Origin of the sequence: Bartonella sp. AC70YNML (assembly GCF_042196545.1) — a bacterium.
Lineage (GTDB): Bacteria > Pseudomonadota > Alphaproteobacteria > Rhizobiales > Rhizobiaceae > Bartonella.
In genome coordinates, this window is the sequence record NZ_JBHIQK010000001.1 from 30,639 (window position 1) to 54,584 (window position 23,946).

21 protein-coding genes, 2 tRNA genes and 1 pseudogene are annotated in these 23,946 nt (G+C 38.6%); 6 read left to right on the forward strand and 18 right to left on the reverse strand.

Annotated elements, in window-relative coordinates:
• Position 1: 1 nt before the first annotated feature.
• The 10 genes from rpsS to rpsL form a co-directional block, all read right to left on the reverse strand.
• A complete protein-coding gene (gene rpsS / locus ACFIMU_RS00170; RefSeq protein ID WP_004855734.1) occupies positions 2-280 on the reverse strand; it encodes a 30S ribosomal protein S19 in 279 nt (92 codons plus the stop codon).
• A gap of 15 nt (positions 281-295) precedes the next feature.
• On the reverse strand, positions 296-1,129 hold the full coding sequence (gene rplB, locus ACFIMU_RS00175; RefSeq protein ID WP_375606717.1) for a 50S ribosomal protein L2: 834 nt from the start codon (positions 1,127-1,129) through the stop codon (positions 296-298).
• Between the two features lie 20 nt (positions 1,130-1,149).
• Positions 1,150-1,443: a 50S ribosomal protein L23 gene (locus ACFIMU_RS00180; protein WP_375606718.1), complete on the reverse strand. Its 294-nt coding sequence runs from the start codon at positions 1,441-1,443 to the stop codon at positions 1,150-1,152.
• Positions 1,440-2,060, reverse strand: a complete 621-nt coding sequence (gene rplD / locus ACFIMU_RS00185; RefSeq protein WP_375696719.1) for a 50S ribosomal protein L4 — start codon at positions 2,058-2,060, stop codon at positions 1,440-1,442. Before rplD ends, ACFIMU_RS00180 begins: the two co-directional genes overlap by 4 nt.
• A 2-nt stretch (positions 2,061-2,062) precedes the next feature.
• Positions 2,063-2,800 carry a 50S ribosomal protein L3 gene (gene rplC, locus ACFIMU_RS00190; protein ID WP_375606720.1) on the reverse strand — a complete coding sequence of 246 codons (738 nt, stop codon included), beginning with the start codon at positions 2,798-2,800 and terminating at the stop codon, positions 2,063-2,065.
• Between the two features lie 27 nt (positions 2,801-2,827).
• Positions 2,828-3,136, reverse strand: coding sequence for a 30S ribosomal protein S10 (gene rpsJ, locus ACFIMU_RS00195; protein WP_005773267.1), 309 nt, complete (start codon positions 3,134-3,136; stop codon positions 2,828-2,830).
• Between the two features lie 61 nt (positions 3,137-3,197).
• Positions 3,198-4,373: an elongation factor Tu gene (gene tuf, locus ACFIMU_RS00200; protein ID WP_012755022.1), complete on the reverse strand. Its 1,176-nt coding sequence runs from the start codon at positions 4,371-4,373 to the stop codon at positions 3,198-3,200.
• A 62-nt stretch (positions 4,374-4,435) separates the two neighbouring features.
• Positions 4,436-6,520: an elongation factor G gene (gene fusA, locus ACFIMU_RS00205; protein WP_375607436.1), complete on the reverse strand. Its 2,085-nt coding sequence runs from the start codon at positions 6,518-6,520 to the stop codon at positions 4,436-4,438.
• A 24-nt stretch (positions 6,521-6,544) separates the two neighbouring features.
• Positions 6,545-7,015 (reverse strand): 30S ribosomal protein S7, encoded by a 471-nt coding sequence (rpsG, locus tag ACFIMU_RS00210; RefSeq protein ID WP_273791452.1) that lies wholly within the window; start codon positions 7,013-7,015, stop codon positions 6,545-6,547.
• An 18-nt stretch (positions 7,016-7,033) separates the two neighbouring features.
• Positions 7,034-7,405 carry a 30S ribosomal protein S12 gene (gene rpsL, locus ACFIMU_RS00215; protein WP_005773262.1) on the reverse strand — a complete coding sequence of 124 codons (372 nt, stop codon included), beginning with the start codon at positions 7,403-7,405 and terminating at the stop codon, positions 7,034-7,036.
• Between the two features lie 492 nt (positions 7,406-7,897).
• On the opposite strand from rpsL, the gene xth reads away from it, so the two are divergent.
• From xth to ACFIMU_RS00240, 5 genes are all read left to right on the forward strand, one after another.
• Entirely contained in the window at positions 7,898-8,680 is a 783-nt protein-coding gene (gene xth / locus ACFIMU_RS00220; RefSeq protein ID WP_375607437.1) for an exodeoxyribonuclease III, read from the forward strand.
• Between the two features lie 125 nt (positions 8,681-8,805).
• Positions 8,806-9,711 carry a transporter substrate-binding domain-containing protein gene (locus ACFIMU_RS00225; RefSeq protein WP_375607438.1) on the forward strand — a complete coding sequence of 302 codons (906 nt, stop codon included), beginning with the start codon at positions 8,806-8,808 and terminating at the stop codon, positions 9,709-9,711.
• A 141-nt stretch (positions 9,712-9,852) separates the two neighbouring features.
• On the forward strand, positions 9,853-10,605 hold the full coding sequence (locus ACFIMU_RS00230; RefSeq protein WP_375607439.1) for an amino acid ABC transporter permease: 753 nt from the start codon (positions 9,853-9,855) through the stop codon (positions 10,603-10,605).
• Positions 10,606-10,607: 2 nt separating this feature from the next.
• A complete protein-coding gene (locus ACFIMU_RS00235) occupies positions 10,608-11,324 on the forward strand; it encodes an amino acid ABC transporter permease (RefSeq protein ID WP_375607440.1) in 717 nt (238 codons plus the stop codon).
• A gap of 11 nt (positions 11,325-11,335) precedes the next feature.
• Positions 11,336-12,082: an amino acid ABC transporter ATP-binding protein gene (locus ACFIMU_RS00240; protein WP_273791447.1), complete on the forward strand. Its 747-nt coding sequence runs from the start codon at positions 11,336-11,338 to the stop codon at positions 12,080-12,082.
• 138 nt (positions 12,083-12,220) lie between these two features.
• On the opposite strand, the pseudogene ACFIMU_RS00245 reads toward ACFIMU_RS00240, so the two are convergent.
• From ACFIMU_RS00245 to ACFIMU_RS00270, 6 genes and pseudogenes are all read right to left on the reverse strand, one after another.
• Positions 12,221-12,960, reverse strand: a pseudogene (locus ACFIMU_RS00245) (tetratricopeptide repeat protein).
• 1,140 nt (positions 12,961-14,100) lie between these two features.
• Positions 14,101-16,824, reverse strand: a complete 2,724-nt coding sequence (locus ACFIMU_RS00250) for a valine--tRNA ligase (protein ID WP_375696720.1) — start codon at positions 16,822-16,824, stop codon at positions 14,101-14,103.
• 148 nt (positions 16,825-16,972) lie between these two features.
• On the reverse strand, positions 16,973-17,527 hold the full coding sequence (locus tag ACFIMU_RS00255; RefSeq protein ID WP_375607442.1) for a DUF2497 domain-containing protein: 555 nt from the start codon (positions 17,525-17,527) through the stop codon (positions 16,973-16,975).
• A 252-nt stretch (positions 17,528-17,779) separates the two neighbouring features.
• Positions 17,780-19,030 (reverse strand): TolC family outer membrane protein, encoded by a 1,251-nt coding sequence (locus ACFIMU_RS00260; RefSeq protein ID WP_375607443.1) that lies wholly within the window; start codon positions 19,028-19,030, stop codon positions 17,780-17,782.
• A gap of 108 nt (positions 19,031-19,138) precedes the next feature.
• A complete protein-coding gene (locus ACFIMU_RS00265) occupies positions 19,139-19,813 on the reverse strand; it encodes a protein-L-isoaspartate O-methyltransferase (RefSeq protein ID WP_375607444.1) in 675 nt (224 codons plus the stop codon).
• Between the two features lie 220 nt (positions 19,814-20,033).
• A tRNA-Cys gene (locus ACFIMU_RS00270) sits at positions 20,034-20,107 on the reverse strand.
• Positions 20,108-20,291: 184 nt separating this feature from the next.
• On the opposite strand from ACFIMU_RS00270, the gene ACFIMU_RS00275 reads away from it, so the two are divergent.
• Positions 20,292-20,366: transfer RNA gene (locus tag ACFIMU_RS00275), tRNA-Asn, on the forward strand.
• A gap of 1,381 nt (positions 20,367-21,747) precedes the next feature.
• On the opposite strand, the gene ACFIMU_RS00280 is transcribed toward ACFIMU_RS00275, so the two are convergent.
• Together ACFIMU_RS00280 and ACFIMU_RS00285 are read right to left on the reverse strand one after the other, a co-directional pair.
• Positions 21,748-23,124, reverse strand: a complete 1,377-nt coding sequence (locus ACFIMU_RS00280) for a DEAD/DEAH box helicase (protein ID WP_375607456.1) — start codon at positions 23,122-23,124, stop codon at positions 21,748-21,750.
• Between the two features lie 291 nt (positions 23,125-23,415).
• Positions 23,416-23,946 carry a hypothetical protein gene (locus ACFIMU_RS00285; protein WP_375607472.1) on the reverse strand — a complete coding sequence of 177 codons (531 nt, stop codon included), beginning with the start codon at positions 23,944-23,946 and terminating at the stop codon, positions 23,416-23,418.

Below are 23,946 nucleotides of genomic sequence, written 5' to 3' on the forward strand. Positions count from 1 at the left end.
CCTACTTCCTCTTTGCTTTTTTATCGGCACCATGACCATAATAAGTCCGGGTAGGAGCGAACTCACCAAACTTATGCCCAACCATCTCTTCAGAAACAGAAACAGGAATGTGCTTATTACCGTTGTAAACACCAAAAGTTAAACCAACAAATTGCGGCAAAATAGTAGAGCGACGACTCCATATTTTTATAACTTCATTGCGCCCACTTGCACGTACCTTCTCTGCTTTACCAAGAAGATAGCCGTCAACAAACGGACCTTTCCAAACTGAACGAACCACTTCAGACTACCTTTCTCATTTCTTGCGTTGATGACGCGTACGCATAATAAACTTATCAGTGGCTTTATTAGAGCGCGTACGCTTACCTTTCGTAGGTTTACCCCAAGGAGATACTGGATGGCGCCCCCCTGATGTACGACCTTCACCGCCACCGTGTGGATGATCAACGGGGTTCATAGCAACACCACGAACATGTGGACGCTTACCACGCCAACGTGACCGACCTGCTTTACCATCATTAATATTCCCATGATCAGGATTTGAAACAGCGCCAACAGTTGCAAAACAGCTACTGGGAACCAAACGCTGTTCACCAGAATTTAAACGAAGAATAGCCATACCATGATCTCGTCCAACCAACTGCGCATAAGCACCTGCTGAACGTGCAATCTGTCCGCCTTTTCCTGGCTTCATCTCAACATTATGAATAATTGTACCTACAGGCATACTAGCAAGAGGCATAGCATTACCCGGCTTAACATCTACATTTAAACCAGCCATAACAGAATCACCAACACCAAGACGCTGTGGTGCAAGAATATAACTCAATTGCCCATCCTCATAACGGATTAAAGCAATAAAAGCGGTACGATTAGGATCATACTCTAAACGCTCAACCTTTGCTGAAACATCACGTTTAAGACGCTTAAAGTCGACAAACCGATAACTACGTTTATGTCCACCACCCTGAAAACGAGCAGTAACACGACCGCGATTATTACGGCCACCCTTTGAAGACAAACCTTCAGTTAACATCTTTACAGGTTTTCCCTTATAAAGGCAAGAACGTTCCACAATAACAAGCTGACGCTGCCCAGGTGTCGTTGGATTAAACTGCTTAAGTGCCATTATTCCTATCTCCGAGCCTCTTAAAGACCTGTCGAAACGTCGATAGTCTGACCACTGGCCAGAGTTACGATCGCTTTTTTGACATCACTCTGCCGACCAACTATACCTTTGAAACGCTTCACTTTACCCTTACGGACTATCGTGTTAACTGCTTTAACTTTTACGCTAAAAAGCGCTTCAACAGCAGCCTTAATCTCAGGCTTCGTCGCTTTCGGCGCGACATTAAAAGCAACTTGATTGTATTCAGAAATCATAGTCGCCTTTTCAGTAATAACTGGACTAATAATTATATCATAATGGCGAAGATCTGTCATTTAAAACGCTCCTCAAGAGCCTCAACAGCTGCTTTTGATAAAACAAGTTTGCTGCGACGCAAAATATCATAAACATTAATTCCCTGAATAGGCAAAATGTCAACATTAGGGATATTAGAGGCTGCACGAAAAAAGTTAATATCAATCTCCTTACCACCAATCAAGAGAGCGTTATTAAATCCAAGCTTAGAAAAATGAGAAACAAGCATTTTCGTTTTAGCATCCTTAACAGTCAACTCATCCACAATAATTAAATCTTTTGCTTTTAATTTCGCAGATAACGCAAAACGCAATCCAAGAGCACGAATTTTTTTAGGAAGATCATGCGCATGGCTACGAACCACTGGTCCATGTGCCTTACCCCCACCTCTAAACTGCGGTGCACGTGCAGATGAATGTCGAGCACGCCCAGTTCCTTTCTGTTTAAACATTTTTGCCCCTGTTCGCGACACATCAGAACGACCTTGGGATTGATGACTTCCCTGCTGACGACGTGCAAGCTGCCAACGAACAACACGTTGCAAAATATCCTCACGCGGAACAAGATCAAAAACAGCTTCAGAAACCTTTAATTTGCCAGCTTCATTACCATCAAGAGTTTTAATTACAAGATCCATTATTAGGCTCCCTCAACTTCAGAGGTTTCCGTCACCGGAGTAACCATTTCCGCTTTCTCCTTCACAAGACGGCGAATACCAGCAGGCTTTGGAGCATTATCAGGAAGACGCTTCTTCACAGCATCCCGTATCAAAATCCAAGAACCTTTAGAACCAGAAACAGCACCACGCACTAAAATTAAACCACGCTCACTATCAGTGGAAACAACTTCAATATTCTGTGTTGTTACACGCACTTGCCCCATATGGCCAGCCATTTTTTTGCCTTTAAAAACTTTACCAGGATCTTGGCACTGCCCTGTAGAACCATGAGCACGATGTGTGATAGAATTACCATGAGAAGCACGATGTCCACCAAAGTTATGTCGCTTCATAACACCAGCAAACCCCTTACCAATACTGGTACCAGTCACATCAACTCTTTGTCCTGGAACAAAATGTTCCACTGTAATCTCAGTACCAACATCAAGAAGATTGTCGGGACTCACACGAAACTCTGCTATTTTGGCTTTAGGCTCAACAGAAGCCTTAGCAAAATGTCCACGAAGAGCTTGTGAAGTATTCTTAACCTTAGCAAAGCCTACACCTAATTGAACAGCAGTATAACCATTCTTTTCAACTGTACGCTGAGCAACGACTTGACAATTCTCCAAACGAAGTACCGTCACCGGCACATGCTCACCAGCATCATTATAAATACGGGTCATGCCCAGCTTCTGTGCTATTACACCTGAACGCATCGGGTCTGTTCCTTCTGTCCTCAAACCTCAGAGCTTAATTTCTACATCCACACCAGCAGAAAGATCGAGCTTCATAAGCGCATCCACCGTTTGCGGCGTTGGATCAACAATATCAAGAAGACGCTTATGTGTTCGCATCTCAAACTGCTCACGACTTTTCTTATCGATATGCGGTCCACGATTGACCGTAAACTTCTCAATCCGCGTAGGAAGCGGAATGGGACCACGGACATTTGCACCGGTACGTTTAGCAGTCGATACGATCTCACGCGTCGACGTATCAAGAATTCTATGATCAAACGCTTTCAAGCGAATGCGAATATTCTGACTGTTCATGCTCTTTATTTCCCTGTTATACAAAGTGCCTTCAATAATCAAAGCACTCAACAAGCATTATTTATTCAATGATCTTAGAGACGATACCGGCACCAACAGTACGACCACCTTCACGAATAGCAAAACGAAGTTTTTCCTCCATCGCTATTGGAACGATCAACGAAACATCCATGGCAACATTATCACCGGGCATAACCATTTCTGTACCTTCTGGAAGCGTAACAATACCTGTAACATCCGTCGTACGGAAGTAAAACTGTGGACGATAATTCGTGAAAAATGGCGTATGACGTCCACCTTCATCTTTTGTCAAAATGTAAGCTTCTGCTTTAAACCGTGTATGAGGTGTAACGGATCCTGGCTTCGCCAATACTTGACCACGCTCAATCCCTTCACGGTCAACACCACGTAGCAGAGCTCCTATATTATCACCCGCTTGACCTTGATCCAAAAGCTTGCGGAACATTTCAACGCCTGTAACCGTCGTCTTAGAAGTTGGACGAATACCGATAATCTCGATTTCCTCTCCAACTTTGATAACACCACGCTCAACACGACCCGTAACAACGGTTCCACGACCCGAAATCGAAAACACATCCTCTATCGGCATCAAAAATGGTTGATCAACAGGACGCTCAGGGGTTGGAATATAATTATCAACTTCACTCATTAAAAGACGAACAGCATCTTCACCAATGCTTTTATCCTTATCCTCAAGAGCTGCCAACGCAGAACCCTTAACAATTGGTATATCATCGCCTGGGAAATCATATTTGGATAAAAGTTCCCGAACTTCAAGCTCTACAAGCTCCAAAAGTTCTGCATCATCAACCTGATCAACTTTATTAAGAAAAACAACAATTGCTGGAACACCAACCTGACGTGCAAGCAAAATATGCTCACGTGTCTGAGGCATTGGGCCATCCGCTGCTGAAACAACCAAAATAGCACCATCCATCTGTGCTGCCCCTGTGATCATGTTTTTCACATAATCAGCGTGTCCTGGACAATCAACGTGCGCATAGTGACGATTTTCCGTTTCATACTCAACATGTGCTGTAGAAATAGTAATTCCACGTGCACGTTCCTCTGGCGCAGCGTCAATTTGGTCATAAGCTTTAAATTCACCAAAATATTTCGTAATCGCTGCTGTCAACGAAGTCTTCCCATGATCAACGTGACCAATCGTACCAATATTAACATGCGGTTTTGTTCGTTCAAACTTGCTCTTCGCCATTTGAGCTCTCCATTTTCCGTCCAAACCAAGGACTAAGTTAAAAATTAATTACCAACCTGAAATTACGCGTATTTCTTTTGAATCTCCAAAGCAACAGCCGAAGGTACAGGCTCGTAATGATCAAACTGCATTGTATACTGCGCACGCCCCTGACTCATAGAGCGAAGAGTATTCACATAACCAAACATATTTGCTAAAGGAACCATTGCATTCACAACCGTTGCAATGCCGCGCGCTTCAGTTCCTGAAATCTGTCCCCGACGAGAATTGAGATCACCAATAACATCACCAACATAATCATCTGGTGTAACAACTTCCACCTTCATGATCGGTTCAAGAAGCTGTGCACCAGCCTTCTTTGCCCCATCACGAAAAGCCGCACGAGCAGCAATCTCAAAAGCCAAAACCGAAGAATCAACATCGTGATAGCCACCATCAATGAGAGTCGCTTTTACACCAAGCATAGGAAAGCCCGCAAGAGGACCTGACCCCATAACACTCTCAATCCCTTTTTGGACACCAGGAATATATTCTTTAGGAACAGCACCACCAACAATCTTTGACTCAAAAATAAAATCATCACCATCATGAGGCTCAAAAACAATTTTCACACGAGCAAATTGACCGGCACCACCCGATTGTTTCTTATGCGTATAATCAATTTCCGCCATTTTAGTAATTGACTCACGATAAGCAACTTGAGGCTGCCCAACATTTGCTTCAACTTTAAACTCACGCCGCATACGGTCGACAATAATATCAAGATGAAGTTCACCCATTCCAGCTATAATAGTTTGACCTGATTCTTCATCCGATTTAACACGAAACGAGGGATCTTCCGCCGCTAAACGATTAAGAGCAATCCCCATTTTTTCTTGATCTGCTTTTGTTTTCGGTTCAATTGCAATCTCAATAACGGGTTCAGGAAATTCCATCCGCTCCAAAATAACAGGCTTCAAAGGATCGCAAAGAGTATCACCCGTTGTCGTCTCCTTAAGCCCTGCAAGAGCAACAATATCACCAGCAAATGCCTCTTCAATATCCTCACGAGAATTTGAATGCATTTGAAGCATACGCCCCAAACGTTCCTTCTTCTTCTTCACAGTATTCTCAAGAGAAATACCCTTCTGAACTTTACCAGAATAAATACGACAGAACGTCAACGAACCAACAAAAGGATCATTCATAATTTTAAAAGCAAGCATAGATAACGGAGCATCATCAGAAGATTCGCGTGTCGTCTCAGCCTCAGTCTTTACATCAATACCCTTAATCGCCGGGATATCAATTGGAGAAGGAAGATAGGAAACAACAGCATCCAAAAGTGGCTGCACCCCCTTGTTTTTAAAAGCCGTACCACAAAGAACCGGATGAAATTGAACTTCTACTGTCCCCCGACGAATGAGAGAAACAAGTTGCTCATTGGTTGGCATAACACCTTCCAAATAAGCCTCTGTCGCAGCTTCATCAACCTCCACGGCCATCTCAATCAATTTCTCGCGATATTCTTCAGCTTTCTCCTTTAAATCAGAGGGAATTTCACTTATTACCGCCGAGGCACCAATAGAACCATCCCACTTTAAAGCCTTCATTTCTACAAGATCAACAACACCTTCAAAGTCATTTTCAGCACCAATCGGCAACTGCAAAACAAGCGCTTTAGCACCCAACCGAGAGCCAACCATCTCCACACTACGATAGAAATCAGCTCCTATTTTGTCCATTTTATTAACAAAAACCATACGAGGCACACGATATTTTTCAGCTTGCCGCCAAACAGTTTCCGTCTGAGGCTCCACACCAGCATTTGCATCCAACAAGGCTATTGCACCATCAAGAACACGCAAAGAGCGCTCAACTTCAATCGTAAAATCAACGTGCCCTGGCGTATCAATAATATTAAAGCGACGCTTCCGACCGTCCTGCCCTTCCCAAAATGTCGTTGTCGCAGCAGACGTAATCGTAATACCACGCTCCTGCTCCTGCTCCATCCAATCCATTGTAGAAGCACCATCATGGGTCTCGCCAATTTTATGATTCTTACCGGTATAGAACAGAATACGTTCAGTCATCGTAGTCTTACCAGCATCAATATGCGCCATAATACCAAAATTACGATAATCTTCAATTTTATATTCGCGAGCCATTATATTTGCCTTAGTTTAAAACTTCTACCAGCGATAGTGAGAAAAAGCACGATTAGCTTCAGCCATACGATGAACATCTTCACGCTTTTTCACGGCAGAACCACGATTATTAGCCGCATCCATCAATTCACCAGATAAACGCTCAACCATCGTCGTTTCATTTCGACCACGTGCCGCCGCTATCAACCAACGAATAGCAAGAGCCTGACGACGATCAGGACGAACATCAATCGGAACTTGATAAGTAGCACCACCAACACGGCGTGAACGAACCTCAATATGAGGAGCAACATTCTCTAAAGCTCGATGAAATAGAGCCACAGGATCTGTTTTTACTCTTTTTTCTACAGAATCAAGCGCACCATAAACAATACGCTCTGCAACTGATTTTTTACCATCAAACATAATGGCATTCATAAATTTCATAATAACCAAATCACCAAATTTTGGATCTGGATTAATCTCACGCTTTTCTGCTCTATGACGACGGGACATTGGCTTTGTCTCTCAATATTATTTTGGACGCTTTGCGCCATACTTCGAACGACGCTGTTTACGATTCTTGACACCCTGTGTATCAAGCAAACCACGAATAATGTGATAACGAACTCCTGGCAAATCTTTCACACGACCACCACGAATCATTACAACAGAGTGCTCTTGAAGATTATGTCCCTCTCCAGGAATATAACCAATCACCTCAAATCCATTCGTCAAGCGAATTTTAGCAACCTTACGAAGAGCAGAATTAGGTTTCTTCGGTGTTGTTGTATAAACACGCGTACAAACACCACGCTTCTGCGGATTCGACTGCAGAGCAGGAACCTTATTACGTTTAACTGGCGCCACACGCGGCTTTCGAATCAACTGGTTTACGGTAGGCATGCAACCTTCCTCTTTTCGATCTACATTCGTCTTACCCAATCGGGCTTTTCTATCTTAATTTCCATCCACCCCAACAAAATCGGAACAGATATCTAAGTCTACACACAAAATCGGGCACACCTGCACAAAACAGTTCACCCGACCATAAGCAGAGAAGGCAATAGCCTTTTGCACTAGCATTTGCTTTTAATCTTCTTAACACCTGTGAATAATTTTCCGGCTCATATCCAAAACACCTGATTACATCCACATCGGTTATGTTCATTCCTAATAGCGAGAACACGTACATTCGTCAAGAACTAAACAGCAGAAAGTTTTTTAAAAATGAAAATAAATTAAATTTTAAAGCTTTAAATTTGCTTTTACCGCTACTCTTGATAAATTAATTTACCATAGTAATATCCCCTATAAACAAAAAAGAAAAGATGTGACTTTAGTAAAACATAAATGCAGTAAATTGAATTGCATATTTGATATCTAATGATGAGCACCATGAAAATAGCAACGTGGAATATTGCTGGAATAAAAGCGCGACATGAAACATTATGTCAATGGCTGCAGCAAAACCAACCGGACATAGTCTGTTTACAGGAAATTAAAAGTATTGATGAAAATTTTCCACGCGATACAATTGAAAATTTAGGTTACCATATAGAAACACACGGACAAAAAAGTTTTAATGGCGTTGCGATTCTCTCTAAAAAAACACCAGATGAAGTGATCCGTCGATTACCAGGCAATGATAATGATAAACAAACACGTTACATTGAAGCTGTTTATTCAACAAACAAAGGTGTTGTTCGTGTTGCATCTCTCTATTTGCCAAATGGGAATCCTATTGAGAGTGAAAAATATTCCTATAAGATAGAATGGATGGAAAGATTATATACACATGCAAAATCATTACTTGCGTATGAAGAACCTCTTATTCTAGCAGGTGATTATAATGTCATCCCCACTCCATTAGATGCAAAAAAACCTCAAGAATGGTATCAAGATGCCTTATTTCTTCGAGAAACAAGAAAAGCATTCCAATGTATTCTTCATTTAGGTTTTTATGATGCTATCCGGAATGTCACCGATACTCCCTCCTTCAGTTTTTGGGATTTTCAGGCGGGTGCTTGGCCTAAAAATAATGGGATTCGCATTGATCATTTATTATTATCACCAGAAGCTGTTGATCAATTAATTTGCGCTCATAGTCAAACAGAAGTAAGGGGATATCAAAAACCATCCGACCACGTTCCTGTTTGGATTCACCTTAATATCAATTAAGAAAGTACAATCCTCATTTCATGAGACAACAAAAAAATTCCACTCAAAAATAATAACTATGCTACAGCATATAAACAGTATATTTTAAGTACCTAAAATAAAAAATAAATGAATGGAGGACATAAATGAAGAAATCATTGTTAATGCTTATTGCAGCAACGGCCATTGGATTTACAAGTGTCGCACATGCTGAACATGATACTCTTGAAAAAATAAAACGAACAGGGGAAATTACTTTAGGTGTCCGTGAATCGTCTGGTTTAGCCTACGCCCTTGGTAATAATAAATATGTAGGTTTTCATACAGAAATGGCAGAACGGATCATTGATGATATCTCAAAAAAAATTGGTAAACCAATTAAAATTCATTATCTTCCCATCACTTCTCAAAATAGAATTCCTCTCTTAAAAAATAAAACCTATGATTTTGAGTGCGGCTCAACAACAAATGATATTGCTCGCAGTAAAGAAGCAGCATTTGCTTATACGACATACATTGAAGAGGTTCGGATTGCTGTAAAGAAAAACTCTAACATTAAATCTCTTGAGGATTTAAAGGGAAAAACAGTTGCAACGACCACCGGTACAACATCTGTTCAACTTATTCGTAAAAATAAACGTGCAAAAAACATTCAGTTTAAGGTTTTAAAGGGGAAAGATCACGGAGATAGTTTTTTATTATTAGAATCTGGTAAGGCAGATGCTTTTGTCATGGACGCTTCAATTCTTGCTGGACATATTGCTAAATCAAAGAATCCATCTGATTATGTCATTCTTGATACTGTACTTTCAGTCGAACCTATTGCCTGTATGCTCAGATTACATGACAAAAAATTTGAACAAACAATCAACGATAGTATCGTACGTCAGATTAAAGATGAATCACTGGAAAAGCTTTATAATAAGTGGTTTATGAAACCGATCCCACCTGCTAACACTGTTATGAACCTTCCCTTATCAAAACAAACAAGATATGCTTGGGATCACCCAAATAATAAGCCTCGAGAAAGCTACGCAGAAAAAGATTTATAGAATCTAATAAAGAAGAACCACACTCTTTTGAAATTGAGTGTGGTTTATATTTTAATTCACTTTTTAATAAATTTGGCCTATGTAGATATGCTTGGTTTATTGCCCTATTTGTGAATGACTAATTTGAGGGAATATCAATTAATGGACTTTTCTTTCCTTTGTAGAGATGACCTTACTCAAACATTGGTAACAGGATGCTTGGGGACTCCCGGCGTGAGCCATACCTATTTAGATACACTTCTCGATGGCTTTAAAAATACGGTTATATTGTCTATCACTTCACTTATATTAGCTGTATTGTGTGGTGTTATTATAGGAACAATGCGCACTTTACCCAAAACATCCATAATCAATTATATATTTCGCACTATCGGTACTATTTGGGTAGAGATTATGCGTAATATTCCCCTCCTTGTACAAGTGTTTTTGTGGTATTTTGTTGTTCCGAAGATTTATCCACCAGCGATGAAATTTTCCCCCATTCTCTTAATAACATGCGCATTGGGATTCTTTACATCTGCACGCATTGCTGAACAGGTTCGTTCAGGCATTGAAGCGATTCCTTCTGGACAACGCTATGCTGCTATGGCAATGGGGTTTACAACTTATCAAAGTTATCGCTATATTATTCTACCACGTGCTATACGTGCAATTATGCCACCTCTTACTTCAGAAGCAATGGGGATTGTGAAAAATTCGTCTATAGCATTCGCCGTTTCAATAAATGAGCTCATGCAATTTCAATACCAAGCAATTGAAGAGGTAAGCCATGTTTACGAAAATTATTTACTTGTTACGGCTCTTTATATTCTAATAGCCTTATTTGTATTCATTGTGATGACAGTCATTGAACAAATACTCAAAATTCCTAATTTTCAAACAAAGGGAAATTGAATATGATGAATTTCATAAGCTCTCAGTTTGGATTTTATTCTCCTTTCAATTTTTCCGACTTTGATTTTTCCTTTTTTACCTTTGATGTATTTCGTTCTTACATTTTATCAGGTTTACTCTTTAGCGTTTTTCTAACTCTTTTTGCAACGGTGTTGGGATTTGTTTTCGGTACGCTTTTAGCAATGATGCGCCTTTCTTCCATAAAACTTCTTTCTTGGTTTGCAATCAGTTACATAACAGCTATGCGTTCAATACCCCTTGTGATGGTTATCTTATGGTTTTTCGTGCTTCTGCCTTTTTTAACCGGTATATCCATCGGTGCAAATAAATCAGCACTCATTACCTTTACCGCATTTGAAACGGCTTATTTTGCTGAGATTATGCGTGCTGGAATCAATTCAGTTCCGCAAGGACAAAAATATGCAGGACAAGCTCTTGGAATGACATATTGGCAAAGTATGTACATTGTCATTCTTCCTCAAGCCTTTAGAGATATGCTTCCAGTCTTTTTAACACAAGTTATTATCCTTTTTCAGGATACAACCCTTGTTTATGCCATCAGTGGTCATAGCCTTTTGAATGGTTTTGATATTGCTGCTAATAATTTTGGTGTAAAGCAAGAAGCTTATATCTTAGCAGCTATTTTCTATTTTGTTATCTGTTTTACACTGTCACAAATAGTTTTGTATTTACAAAAAAAAGTATCCATTATTCGCTAACAGGAAAAAAAATGTCTACTCATATGATCGAAATAAAAAATGTTTCTAATTGGTATGGCGAAATTAAAGTCCTTAAAAACTGTACAACCAATATTAATAAAGGAGAAGTCGTTGTCGTTTGTGGTCCATCAGGCTCAGGAAAGTCAACACTCATTAAAACTATTAACGCTCTCGTCCCTTTTCAAAAAGGTGAAATTTGGATTAATGGAATACCTGTTCATTCAAAAAAAACGAATCTACCTAAATTGCGAAGTCAGGTAGGAATGGTGTTTCAACACTTCGAGCTTTTCCCCCATTTATCTGTCACAGAAAATTTGACAATTGCACAAATCAAAGTCCTAAAACGAAGCAAAAAAGAAGCACTTGAACGTGGATTGTTATATCTTGAACGCGTTGGACTCATTGAACACAAAGATAAATATCCTGGTCAACTTTCTGGAGGGCAACAACAACGTGTTGCTATTGCACGTGCCTTAACCATGGATCCACTTGTCATGCTTTTTGATGAACCAACATCTGCTCTAGATCCTGAAATGGTAGGTGAAGTACTCGATGTCATGATTAGCTTAGCAGAAGAAGGTATGACGATGATTTGTGTAACCCATGAAATGGGATTTGCACAAAAAGTCTCGGAGCGTGTTATTTTCATAGATCAAGGAACAATTCTTGAAGACTGTTCATCTAAAGAGTTCTTTTCTGATCCGCAAGCAAGAAAACCGAGAACGCAAGAATTTTTGTCTAAGATCCTAAGTCATTAGCCGTTAGATTATCAAAAAAAGCTATCTTTATTATGAACTTGTATACAAGAAAATAGAGTTTAATATAATATGAGAGAGTGTAAAAATATTACAATAAGATGTTTAAAAACTGTTATTCTTTAAAATCTCAGCAACCAGTCAAATTGCTGTACGTCTCTCAGATTCATTACAAAGAGCAAAAGCCTCTTCTTGCAAAGGGTGAATCAAATTTTTGTCTTTTACATTAGCTTTTTTATAGGCAGCAGTTAAAATTGCTGCCCCACGGACAATTTTTCCTTCTTTAAGCAGTATATTTCCAAGCATTGTTTGAACAGAAGGATTTCCTTTTTTTTGCTGAGAGTTTAAACCATCGTGGCTTGTAAAGGATTTTTCTCCCTTCCCTCTCCCTTTAAAAATATTTTTCCTAAATGATACTGAGCTTTAGGATTTCCTAGTTTACCGCAGACTGCATATAAAGACAAATAGTATAAGAAGGATCAGGTTTCATAGGTGATTGAGGAATACCTTTTTTATATATCCTGCAAGTTTAACCAATGCATCAGAAACATAACTTTCATCTTCTGAACCAAGATCTGTACCTTTTTCAAAGATATATGCAAAAAAATGATATGTCTTGTAATCATCTTTAGGAACACCATCACCCTTTGCATAGATGTAGCCAAGTTTCCAATTCGCACCGATATGGCCCCTCTTAACAGCACAACGGAGTGCTGGAATAGCCTGATTTATATGCCCATTTCTATACGTTTAAAAAAATAAAACGAACCATCATTCGCTTCTTGCAAGCTATTGACATCTATTACACAAACAGTCGAAAAGAATCCCCCTAAAATCACAACAATCGTGACTTTTTTCCATATCTGAAACCTATTAACCATTCCCCCCCCTACCTCAATTTTAATGATTATATCTGTTACAAATTTCTTTGTAGATATTTAAACTCTTTTTCTTAGTAAGAAGCATACGCAATTTTAAAGTAAAAATTTTAAAAGAAAAAACAAATAGATAAAAACCATCCAAAATGTTCGATAAAATTAAGTATCAATTTTTATATATAACAAATTGATTTTTAAATATAAATCATCATTCTATATTTTGTAACACACCCTTTAACATTCTAGGATTTATTGATCTTAAAATTTTATACGTATGAGCAAAAATCGTTCAATAGAATAACGTGCATTAAACCGCAACTTGAGAACGAAGAGAATACATGATGAATGGCAAGCGTTTAAGTATAAAAAACAATACGAAAGATGGATAAATATAATGATGATAGTTAACTTATAACTTCACAACTGCCTTACCACCTTAAAGATGAAGTTTTTTGTCTCTGCCAATCTATAAACAATACAGCTTTTTGTTTAACAGATTGCACCTGACATCATTTCACATGGGGTTAGTTCATACTTTACACACAAGTTCTACCTTAGAATACTCACCACTACATACAAAAAAATACCACATGTGTAATTTTACATACCTTATATTGCTACTCTAAATGATGATATTTTATAATAATAAAGCAAGAAATTGATTTATAATGATAATTTACCTTTTTGCACTTTGAATGAGTCCCTCAAATATCGTAAGATTCTCTCATTCCAAACCTGTTCCATGTTAAATCACTCAAAACCATCCGCTTGCACATTACAAGTAGAGAGAGCTATGTGGATAAAAACTCTGTGTAAGAAAGAACTAAAAATGCCTCTTACGAACGGTCTGAGCCAAGAGCTGTCCTGATTGGACAGAATGATACCGGCGCGCGCTTGCTACTTCACAAGCATAAAGAAGGGAAGCTCTATGGATTTACTGTTATAGCATTCATGATCTACGTCATGGAATAGGCTTAGATGCCTTAAAAGATATCTCTTTAATGATAAACATAAAACTATGGATTTCAGTAGAGATTTTATGATCGTTCATGAAAAACTAACAAAAGAAAAGTTTCCTTTAAAGAAGATCTATACCAGCCCTACTGGTATGAAATTATCTATCAAAAAAATAAAAAGCTGAAATCAATCTAACCGCTCTAAAGCAACAAATATTTTTTTCTGCGCTGCACGCAGTTCTAAAACCCTGTTCCGCTCACGCTCAACAATTTCTGCTTTTGCATTTGCTATAAATTGGGGGTTGTTTAACTTAAGCGATATTTTTTCAATATCTTGTTCAATTTTACTAACATCCTTCCTCAAACGAACACGTTCAGCTTCCAAATCAATCAACTGTCCTAAGGGCAAACAAAAAACAGCCTCTCCCAAAATCATTTGTGCTGATACTTCCGGAACTTTATCAGAGAAATCAATAACTTCAATACGCGCTAATTTTTTAAGAAGTGCATCATAACGCTTCACACGCTCTCGCGTTACTTCCCCTCCTTCAACAACAACAAGAGGTGCTTGCGTAGCCACTGGAATATTCATTTCAAAACGTACAGCCCGAATCCCCGTGATGACATCAATAAGCCAATTAATATCATCAGCAGCTTCTTCATCTATCAATGTTTCCTCTGGCCATTTTGTCAATGCGAGCATATCCTCACGCTTGATGGCTTGCGTTTCTGTAAGAGACCACAACTCTTCCGTCATATATGGCATAAAAGGATGAAGAAGTTTATAAACTTCATCTAAAACCCAAGCAGTACAAGCTTGAGCCTCATTTTTAGCATCTTCATTTTCCCCCTGAAAAATAGGTTTGAGAAGTTCCAAATACCAATCACAGAGTGTATTCCAAATGAAACGATAAAGTGTAGCGGCAGACTCATTAAATTTATAGTGTTCAATACCAATTGTCACTGCTGAAATCGTTTTAGAGAGTTCCGTTAAAATCCAACGATTAAGCGCCAGTTTTGCTTGTTCTGGTTTAAAAGCTGGATCATGCTTCACACCATTCATCTGTGCAAATCGGGTAGCATTCCACAATTTCGTAGCAAAATTACGATAACCAGCAATACGGGAAACATCAAGTTTTACATCACGACCTTGTGCTGCCATAATAGCCAAAGTAAAACGAAGTGCATCAGCGCTATACTGATCAACAAGCTCTAAGGGATCGATAATATTTCCCTTAGATTTTGACATCTTTGCACCCTTTTGATCCCGTACCAGAGCATGCACATAAACCGTTGGGAAAGGAACATCACCCATAAAGTGAAGTCCCATCATCATCATACGAGCAACCCAGAAAAAAATAATATCAAACCCTGTCACGCATAAAGATGTTGGATAAAAAGTAGACAACTCAGTCGTTTTATTGGGCCATCCTAATGTTGAAAAAGGCCAAAGAGCTGATGAAAACCAAGTATCTAAAACATCCGGATCACGGATTAATTCAACCACCTCACCATAATGAGCAACGGCTGAATCTAAAGCCTCTTCTTCACTTTTTTCAACAAAAACTGTTCCATCAGGTCCATACCAAGCAGGAATCTGATGTCCCCACCATAATTGGCGAGAAATGCACCAAGGTTGAATATTTTGCATCCAATTGAAGTAGGTCTTTTTCCAGTTATCGGGAACGAACTGCGTTTTTCCTTGTTGAACAGCCTCTATCGCTGGCTTTGCTAATTCAGCAGCATGAACATACCATTGATCTGTCAAAAAAGGCTCAATAGGAACACCACTGCGATCTCCATGAGGAACCATATGGGGATGATCATCAACAAAAGCCAAATATCCCTGTTCTTTCATCAAAGCAACAATCTTCTGGCGCGCAACAAAACGATCAGATTTATCGAGACTTTCTACTAACATTTCTAATTCATCTGATAATATCAAACCATCAAAAAATGCTTCATTCTCACGGAGAAAAATCTCAGCTTTTGGGGTAAAAATATTGATCAAGCGTAAATGATTACGCAGCCCCACTTCAAAGTCATTAAAGTCATGGGCTGGCGTGATTTTTACAGCACCACTTCCAGCCTCAGGATCAGCATGCATATCACCAACAATTAATAACCGACGACCAACAAGCGGCAAAAGAGCATTTTTACCGATAAGATTTTTATAACGCTCATCTTCAGGATTAACAGCAATTCCTGTATCACCAAGCATTGTTTCTGGTCGTGTTGTCGCCACTGTTATAAAAGTTGTCGCATCATTTGGATCAAAAACTTTACCTTCAAGTGGATATCTAAAGTGCCACAAATGTCCTTGAACTTCTTTTTGCTCAACTTCAAGATCTGAAATAGCTGTCAACAATTTAGGATCCCAATTGACGAGGCGCTTATCCCTATATATCAACCCTTGCTTATAAAGCGTGACAAAAACTTCACGAACCGCCTGCGACAACCCCTCATCCATTGTAAACCGCTCACGCGACCAATCACATGAAATCCCAAGACGGCGCAACTGGTTTGCAATAATGCCTCCAGTTTCATAACGCCATTTCCAAATACGCTCAATAAACTTTTCTCTTCCCATTTCTTGACGCGTTGGTTCTTGGCGTTCTGCAAGTTGGCGCTCTACAACCATTTGTGTAGCAATCCCAGCATGATCCATACCAGGCTGCCACAACACATTCCTGCCACGCATCCGCTGAAATCTAACCATTATATCTTGAATTGTCGTATTGAGTGCGTGCCCCATATGAAGTGAGCCGGTAACATTCGGGGGTGGAAGCATAACGCAAAAAGTTTCTGCACCACTTTTAGAACCCACTCCTGCTTTAAAAGCCCCACGAGTCTCCCATCTCTTTGCAACCCGTTGCTCTATAGAGGCAGCATCATAGTTTTTTTCTAACATTCTATCCATCCATAACGCCGCTGAACAACACAATATATGATCAAAACCTGATCAAAATTTCGTGAATCTCAGCCATTCACTAGAGAGCTCGCACAATCGCAAACAAAATCCCCATAAAATGAAAAACATAAAAATAATGTAAAAATAATTAAGACGATTTCTTAATCGCCTTCACAATCTCTTCACGCAAAATATCTTCCAGCAAAACAGGCAATTTAGACTGTAACCATTCAGCTATAGCCGGACGCAATACATCCTTTGCAATCTTTTCTGCAGAAGAAATACAATATGCAGACAATTCCACATGACCATCCCTTCCAGCGTCTGACTGTGATTTTCTTATCTCATCTTCATATTCTTTTGCTTTATAAACAGAATTCCGTTCTTCAGAAGAAAGCTTCATCTTTTGCATATCCATACCAACTGTATTATTTTCTGCCTCTATATCCTCTTTCTCTTGCGTTATCTTCCCTCCTTGATTTTCAGAAGAAAGACCAATACGATCAGCTAAAGCTTTCATAGCATCATCAACCGATAAGGTTGTATCATAAATACCCTCGGATGCCACTTCTGAAGCATTCAGTGCAACATCTTCATTTAAAAAGTGATCAGATTGAACCGCATTTTCTTCGATTATTTCACGAATAGATGTTAAAATTTCATCCATACTTGGCTCACGTAACACGCTTGAACTCTGTACCATACTTTACAACCTCTCAAAGACGCAACAACAAATAGAATCATATTTTCAGTGTATGCAAAAGAATTATAAGATCAACATGCCTCCTATGATATTTTCAAATATGCTTGTCATAAAGAGGGCGCTACACACAGTTTTCTACACTTATAAAAATAATATCTCGCCGCAATATCTTTCAACATATTCAACTGTTGACTTACTAATCTTTTAAAAACTAAAATAATTTAATAAGATTCAAAGAGATACTTTTATGTATTATCGGATATATTGAATTGTTTTTAAACCTAAATAACTTGCAGTCAACTTACCAATAGAAGATTGAACACTATAGCTCGCCACAACAGCATTACGCTCTGCCATTGCAAGCGCAATTTGAGCATTAATCAATTGAGTACGAGAATTTAAAACATCCAATGTCGTTGCTTGCCCTACGCGATTTTCTTGAACACGACCTTTCAGAGCAATTTCAGCAGCACGAACACTTTCACGATAAGCAACAACAGATGAGCGTGCGCCCTCCAACTGAAACCAAGCAGAAGTAAGTGCTTGTCGCGTATTGCTATGCGCCAAATCGAGTTGAAGCTGCGCCTGTCCAAGCTGTTCCCTTGATTGGCGAATTTGCGCAGACGTACGCCCTCCTTCAAAAATTGGGACACTCACTGACAACCCTATTGATTTAGAAACGCCATCCTCTCCAGGACCACTATAAATTCGATTATAAGACGCTGTCGCAGAAAAATCGACCTTAGGGAGCAATGCACCTTCTTTTGCCTTTACATTGTAAACACTCGCATCGACTAAATATTTAGCATAAAGGATTGCTGGATGCATAGAAACGCTCATCTGGTAAGCCATATCAAGGTTGGCAGGAAAATCTCTGGCTACGGGAGGGCTTTTTAACTTTTCAGGATCAGAACCAATAACTTGTCGATACACTGCCTCGGCTGCTTTTACATCAGCACGAGCAAGACTCAGCTCTGAAACTGCCACGGAACGTGCTGCTTGAGCTTGAGCAAGATCAACACGCCCTCCCTCACCCACATCAAATTTTGCTTTATCGGAACGAACTTGCTCTTCAAGAGCTGCCAAATTTTCTCTCCGAAGATCGGCAATACGACGTGCCTGATAGACATTAGCATAAGCCGTTACAGTTTCCAGAAAAGTATTTTGTTCAGCATTACGAAGATACTCACGTTGAGCCTGCAACTTAACTTGCGCTGAAGAAAAGATATTTTGCGTGATAAACCCGTCAAATAATCTTTGATTTAATCTCACGCCTATAGATCCAGAAGTCACATAAGGACCTGTAAAAGACTTATTGCGCCCATAGTTCCCAACCCCCTCAACTTGTGGCAACAACCCCGATCGCGCAATAACAACATCCTCTCTGGATATACGCACAGCTGCACGTTCACTATTCAACTTAGCATTGTGTTTATAAGCCTTAGAAAAGGCATCCATCAATGTTTCAGCACAAACAGTCTCTGATAAAAAAATACTCAACACCAACAACAAACATGCCTGAAACTTCTTGTTTATTTTTAACACAATACACACAACAACATACCCCAAATAAATTACGAAATTATCTTTTATTCACCGAACAAACAAGCTCTAAAATACAAAACCAGGTGTTTTTAAAAAACAAGGAAGAGGCTTTACAGCAAGATTAAAAGCACGACGAGCCGAGATGATCCCATCTTCTTTTATATAGATTTGTGCAATAGCAGCATTTCCATGCCCTTCAACCACAACAAGACGTCCACAGTCTTTCATTTGATCAAAGATACCTTGAGGAATAAAATCAACAGATCCCTCAATGAAAATCACATCATAAGGTCCCTCAACGGCATATCCTTGCTCTAAAGGACCATGAACGACAACCACATTATCACATTGATTACGTTCTAAAGCGTCAAGAGCACGTTCAAAGAGAGATTGATCACTTTCCAGCGCAATCACAGACCCTGCAAGTTTTGCAAGCAACGCTGCACAATAACCACTATTTGCACCAATATCTAAAACAACATCTGATGATTTTACAGCAGCAAGCTGTAGTAATTTTGCTAGAGACGCAGGTTTCATCAAATAGCGTGCAGGAACCCCATCTTGCACTGGACATAGAACAATATCGGTATCAAGATAACTTAACATTTTCATATCTTCCGATACAAAATCTTCACGAAATACCGTTAAAAAGGCTTCAAGAACTGATAAATCCGTTACATCGACTGTACGAATTTGATTGTCAACCATTTTGCGACGAAGCTCAGCAAAATCTGCAACCATAACGAATATTTTCTCCTAACCTACAAAAAACAAACAAAACAGCGACAATAAGGGACGAAGATCTCTTAAACTATAGGTGTTACAAAAAAGGACGCCACAGTCAACAATTAGATTTTAACTATATAATCTCTCACATAAAAGTGTCTTCACAAGAATAGAGGGAAATAATCTATTTTCCTATACCTCATCTCCCCTAAAAGCCGTTTCGTTTAAAATCGGCTGGAGGCCTCGCCCGGAATCGAACCGGGATACAAGGATTTGCAGTCCTCTGCGTAACCATTCCGCCACGAGGCCTCGTCAACAAACATAAAGGTTTCCATAAGGGAAGGCAACGCATCCGTCAAGGTGTAGAAATCTTCTCACACCTTTTTTCCTCTTATTACACAATTTATCATATTTTTTTAAAAAAAGTAATTTTATCCTTTGCAAATCAGTATTGCTTTGCTATAGCCTTTTCAATTAAATAATTGGGCACCGTTCCCCGGTAGCTCAGCGGTAGAGCAACCGGCTGTTAACCGGTTGGTCGCTGGTTCGAATCCGGCCCGGGGAGCCACTTTTCTTTTATTCCACGTAGTTTATTGTTTTTTCTCAAGCTTTTAGACATGAGGGATTCGTTAATAAAAGTGAGGGAATAGGATTTTTGCAATAAATATAGAAACGCAATATCATACGGGATGTGTTTTTTTGCAATGAACGCAAAAAGCAATTGATTCATTTTAGAATAGCACAAATAAGATTACTTTTTTCAAACCACCGCGCTTCTATAAGAGGGCACTGCAATTATTTGCATATTATAAATTACGATTTCTTTCATCAAAGATGAATTATTAAGCTCCATCAGCAATGAAACTGTATCATATTTTTTTCCAAAGAAAGAATGATTTATACTCAATAAAGAAATTAAACTTAAAAACCTGCTCATGAAGCAATCATTTTGAAAAATGGAAGAATCAATAATCAAGGTCATATATTATCTCCATACACCCCACATAATCTCCTCCCCATCCTAAAAGCAAAAAATATAAAACAAATCTGTAAACACTCCGACGTCTTATCTAACAGGTTATTCCTCCTGCTAACGACTTCAACGCTTTACAAACAACCTTGCCTTGTTCACCACACTGTCATAAAACATTTAATACATAAAGTCTTATAGGCTTTATATCTCCCAAATACTTTATATCCCCCCCCCCAAATAATAGTGTTTTACAGTAAAAACCAAGATAACAAGCTAAATTGTTAAGAATCCTGAGAAAGCCTTCAGAAATCATGACATTCTCGCTATTGTATTATGCAGTCACATGCTTTTTTAAAGAGATATCTCTTAAATTCCCCAAGACTCTTTCACAATGACACCCCCGTAAATGGTATAAAATGAAATCGATTGATCAGCCCCATCTTTATTTATAATAAAAGTCATACCATCGTACTATTTTTCAACTCTCAATCTCAGCAATCCCCCATTGCCTTTGAAAGAGTTTATAAAAATTATTTTATTTATTTTTCAAATGTTTATTTATATGACAACTTCACACATAACGTGCAAGCGAATACTTTTGATTGATCCGCATAAATAACTTAAAAATGAAAAAAAATACGATATAATGAATTATTAAATATATAAAACAATGAGTTATTATTAGACATCAATTTTTAAAATTAAAAGTTATCATTAAAGATAAAACACATCCTTTATAAAAATAATTTTTATATAAATAAAATCTACTTTTATTCCCATTTTTAAAAATGGGAATAAAGCAAATAAATAATTGCCTCTACAATAATGATTTTTAAATAAATCCAAACGGTTAGAAGTTTTCATTTCTAAAAAATGAAAAACTCTGAAGAATCTTCTTACTTTTAACTCTTTTCAATTGAGAATAAATCAACAAAAGTAAAAAATCTCCTATACATGATCTTTTTCAAGACTTTATCTAAGCAGCCTTCTTAACTGATTTCCGAAAACGAAAAGTCTTTGCACGCTTTACTACCGCTTTTGCTTTTTGCTGCCTCTCATTTTGAGGTGAAGAATTCTTCCGCTGCAACTGTGCAGCATCATCTTTTCGACCTAAAAACTGTTTTTGACGTTTAGATTTTTTAAAACGGCGTTCCTTATCGTTTTCTTTATTTTCTCGTACAATTGGCTTTTCTGGAAACGCTGCAAATTGTTCTGGAACAGCCTCAGCCACCAATTTCATACGAATCAAGCGCTCTATAGCACGCAAGCGGGACCTTTCTATCTTCTCATCAAAAAGCGTAAGTGCTACACCAGAGGCACCATTACGTCCTGTACGACCAATACGATGTACATAACTTTCAGCTTCATCTGGTAAGTCGTAATTAATAACGTGACTTATCCCTGGTATATCAATACCGCGTGCAGCAATATCTGTTGCCACTAGGATCTGCACAGATCTTTCACGAAAAGCTTTTAAAGCAGACTGGCGAGCACCTTGTGATTTATTTCCATGAATTGTTGCGACTAAATATCCTACCTTTTCTAAACTACGCGTGACAGCATCTGCCCCATGTTTCGTTCGAGTAAAAACAATAACCGAATCAAAAGCTGGATTTGTCAAAAGTTTACTTAAAACATTCTTTTTTTCATTCGTAGGAACACAATATAATTTTTGGCAAATCTCTACAGCCGTAGTACCTTGAGGAACAACTTCAATTTTAACCGGATCATTGAGTAAACATTTTGCAAGCACAGCAATTTCCCTCGGCATTGTTGCAGAAAAGAGTGCTGTCTGACGCTCTTGATGCAAAAGCTTTGCAATTTGCTTAACATCATGAATAAACCCCATATCCAACATACGATCTGCTTCATCCAAAATCAAAAAACGAGATTGGGAAAGATCAACACACTTTTCACGAACAAGATCTCTCAAACGCCCTGGAGTCGCTATCAAAACATCCACACCTGCTTCCATACGTTTAATTTGTTTTAAACGTGATACGCCCCCAAAAATAAGACATGTTGAAAGATGTGCTCCTTTCGCCGCAGTGCGAATCGTTTCATCAATCTGAACAGCAAGTTCACGCGTTGGAGCTAAAATCAAAGCGCGTGCAGTTTTAGGGCATCGTTTATCACCTAAAGCCAAAATCTGACTTAAAATAGGCAAACTAAATGCCAAGGTTTTTCCAGAACCTGTCTGAGCAACACCTAAAATATCGTGTCCTTTCAACATCACTGGAATAGCTTGTTCTTGTATAGGTTTAGGTTTACTCATCCCAGCAATGAGTAAATTTTTAATCAAAAGAGTAGGCAAACCTAACTTTGTAAAAACATTTTCTTCTTTTATAGGCAAAATAAAATCTTTCCTTAGCTGAAGAACTCAAAATGAAGTAACCATCTGAACTCTCCACTCAAGAATCCGCGCAAGAGAAATCCCTGACATTTTAAATGAAGCAACGCCTAAAAAGCGGCTTGCGCAACTCATGAACACCTTGAAATCAAGATAAAGGCGTATAAACTTCACTTTACAAAAAGCCAACAAACCAGCCTAAATGCCTTCATCTCTATTATCTTTGGATTATGATAAAAAAGCAAGAACTTTACGAAATACATTTATCATGAATAAAAACAATATTTAGATCGTTTACTTTTTGATGATTGTGTCCATCGGTAAATGTACCTTGATAAAATCAGGATAAATCTCGAGAAAAACTGGATTTTGTAAAGTTTTTTGACCGCCATAAATTAAATACCATTGGTTTTTATCAAAAATCGCCAAAGTTTTATATTGAATGATGCGATCTTTCATCTCAAGAACTGTTGGAATTAAAGCATACAAAGTACCGTTATCAGTTTGTAAATACTCTATATTTTCTTTATCTAAATAATAAGCACCAGAAGGCAACCCCTCAAACTTCTTATGCAACTGTTGAAGAAAATCACTACGTAAAGCACTCTCTGTTGTATTCAATCGATGTGCCATCTCTTTATAAAGCCGCTCAGGCATATAACGAGAAATAGGCATAAAATCCCCATTTTTTATAGCATTATTGACATCAACAACGACTCTTGAAAGTTCATCTTTTTGTACTATTGTTGGCTGAGATGCTAAACTCTGTTGATTAACAATCAAAAAGAAAAATAGACTCAGCACCGAATAAAAAATAGGTTTCAT

Coding starts and splice junctions, on each gene's coding strand:
- rplB (WP_375606717.1), bottom strand. CDS start 1,129: ATGGCACTTAAGCAGTTTAATCCAACGACACCTGGGCAGCGTCAGCTT.
- ACFIMU_RS00180 (WP_375606718.1), bottom strand. CDS start 1,443: ATGACAGATCTTCGCCATTATGATATAATTATTAGTCCAGTTATTACT.
- rplD (WP_375696719.1), bottom strand. CDS start 2,060: ATGGATCTTGTAATTAAAACTCTTGATGGTAATGAAGCTGGCAAATTA.
- rplC (WP_375606720.1), bottom strand. CDS start 2,800: ATGCGTTCAGGTGTAATAGCACAGAAGCTGGGCATGACCCGTATTTAT.
- rpsJ (WP_005773267.1), bottom strand. CDS start 3,136: ATGAACAGTCAGAATATTCGCATTCGCTTGAAAGCGTTTGATCATAGA.
- tuf (WP_012755022.1), bottom strand. CDS start 4,373: ATGGCGAAGAGCAAGTTTGAACGAACAAAACCGCATGTTAATATTGGT.
- fusA (WP_375607436.1), bottom strand. CDS start 6,520: ATGGCTCGCGAATATAAAATTGAAGATTATCGTAATTTTGGTATTATG.
- rpsG (WP_273791452.1), bottom strand. CDS start 7,015: ATGTCCCGTCGTCATAGAGCAGAAAAGCGTGAGATTAATCCAGATCCA.
- rpsL (WP_005773262.1), bottom strand. CDS start 7,405: ATGCCTACCGTAAACCAGTTGATTCGAAAGCCGCGTGTGGCGCCAGTT.
- xth (WP_375607437.1), top strand. CDS start 7,898: ATGAAAATAGCAACGTGGAATATTGCTGGAATAAAAGCGCGACATGAA.
- ACFIMU_RS00225 (WP_375607438.1), top strand. CDS start 8,806: ATGAAGAAATCATTGTTAATGCTTATTGCAGCAACGGCCATTGGATTT.
- ACFIMU_RS00230 (WP_375607439.1), top strand. CDS start 9,853: ATGGACTTTTCTTTCCTTTGTAGAGATGACCTTACTCAAACATTGGTA.
- ACFIMU_RS00235 (WP_375607440.1), top strand. CDS start 10,608: ATGATGAATTTCATAAGCTCTCAGTTTGGATTTTATTCTCCTTTCAAT.
- ACFIMU_RS00240 (WP_273791447.1), top strand. CDS start 11,336: ATGTCTACTCATATGATCGAAATAAAAAATGTTTCTAATTGGTATGGC.
- ACFIMU_RS00250 (WP_375696720.1), bottom strand. CDS start 16,824: ATGTTAGAAAAAAACTATGATGCTGCCTCTATAGAGCAACGGGTTGCA.
- ACFIMU_RS00255 (WP_375607442.1), bottom strand. CDS start 17,527: ATGGTACAGAGTTCAAGCGTGTTACGTGAGCCAAGTATGGATGAAATT.
- ACFIMU_RS00265 (WP_375607444.1), bottom strand. CDS start 19,813: ATGGTTGCAGATTTTGCTGAGCTTCGTCGCAAAATGGTTGACAATCAA.
- ACFIMU_RS00285 (WP_375607472.1), bottom strand. CDS start 23,946: ATGAAACCTATTTTTTATTCGGTGCTGAGTCTATTTTTCTTTTTGATT.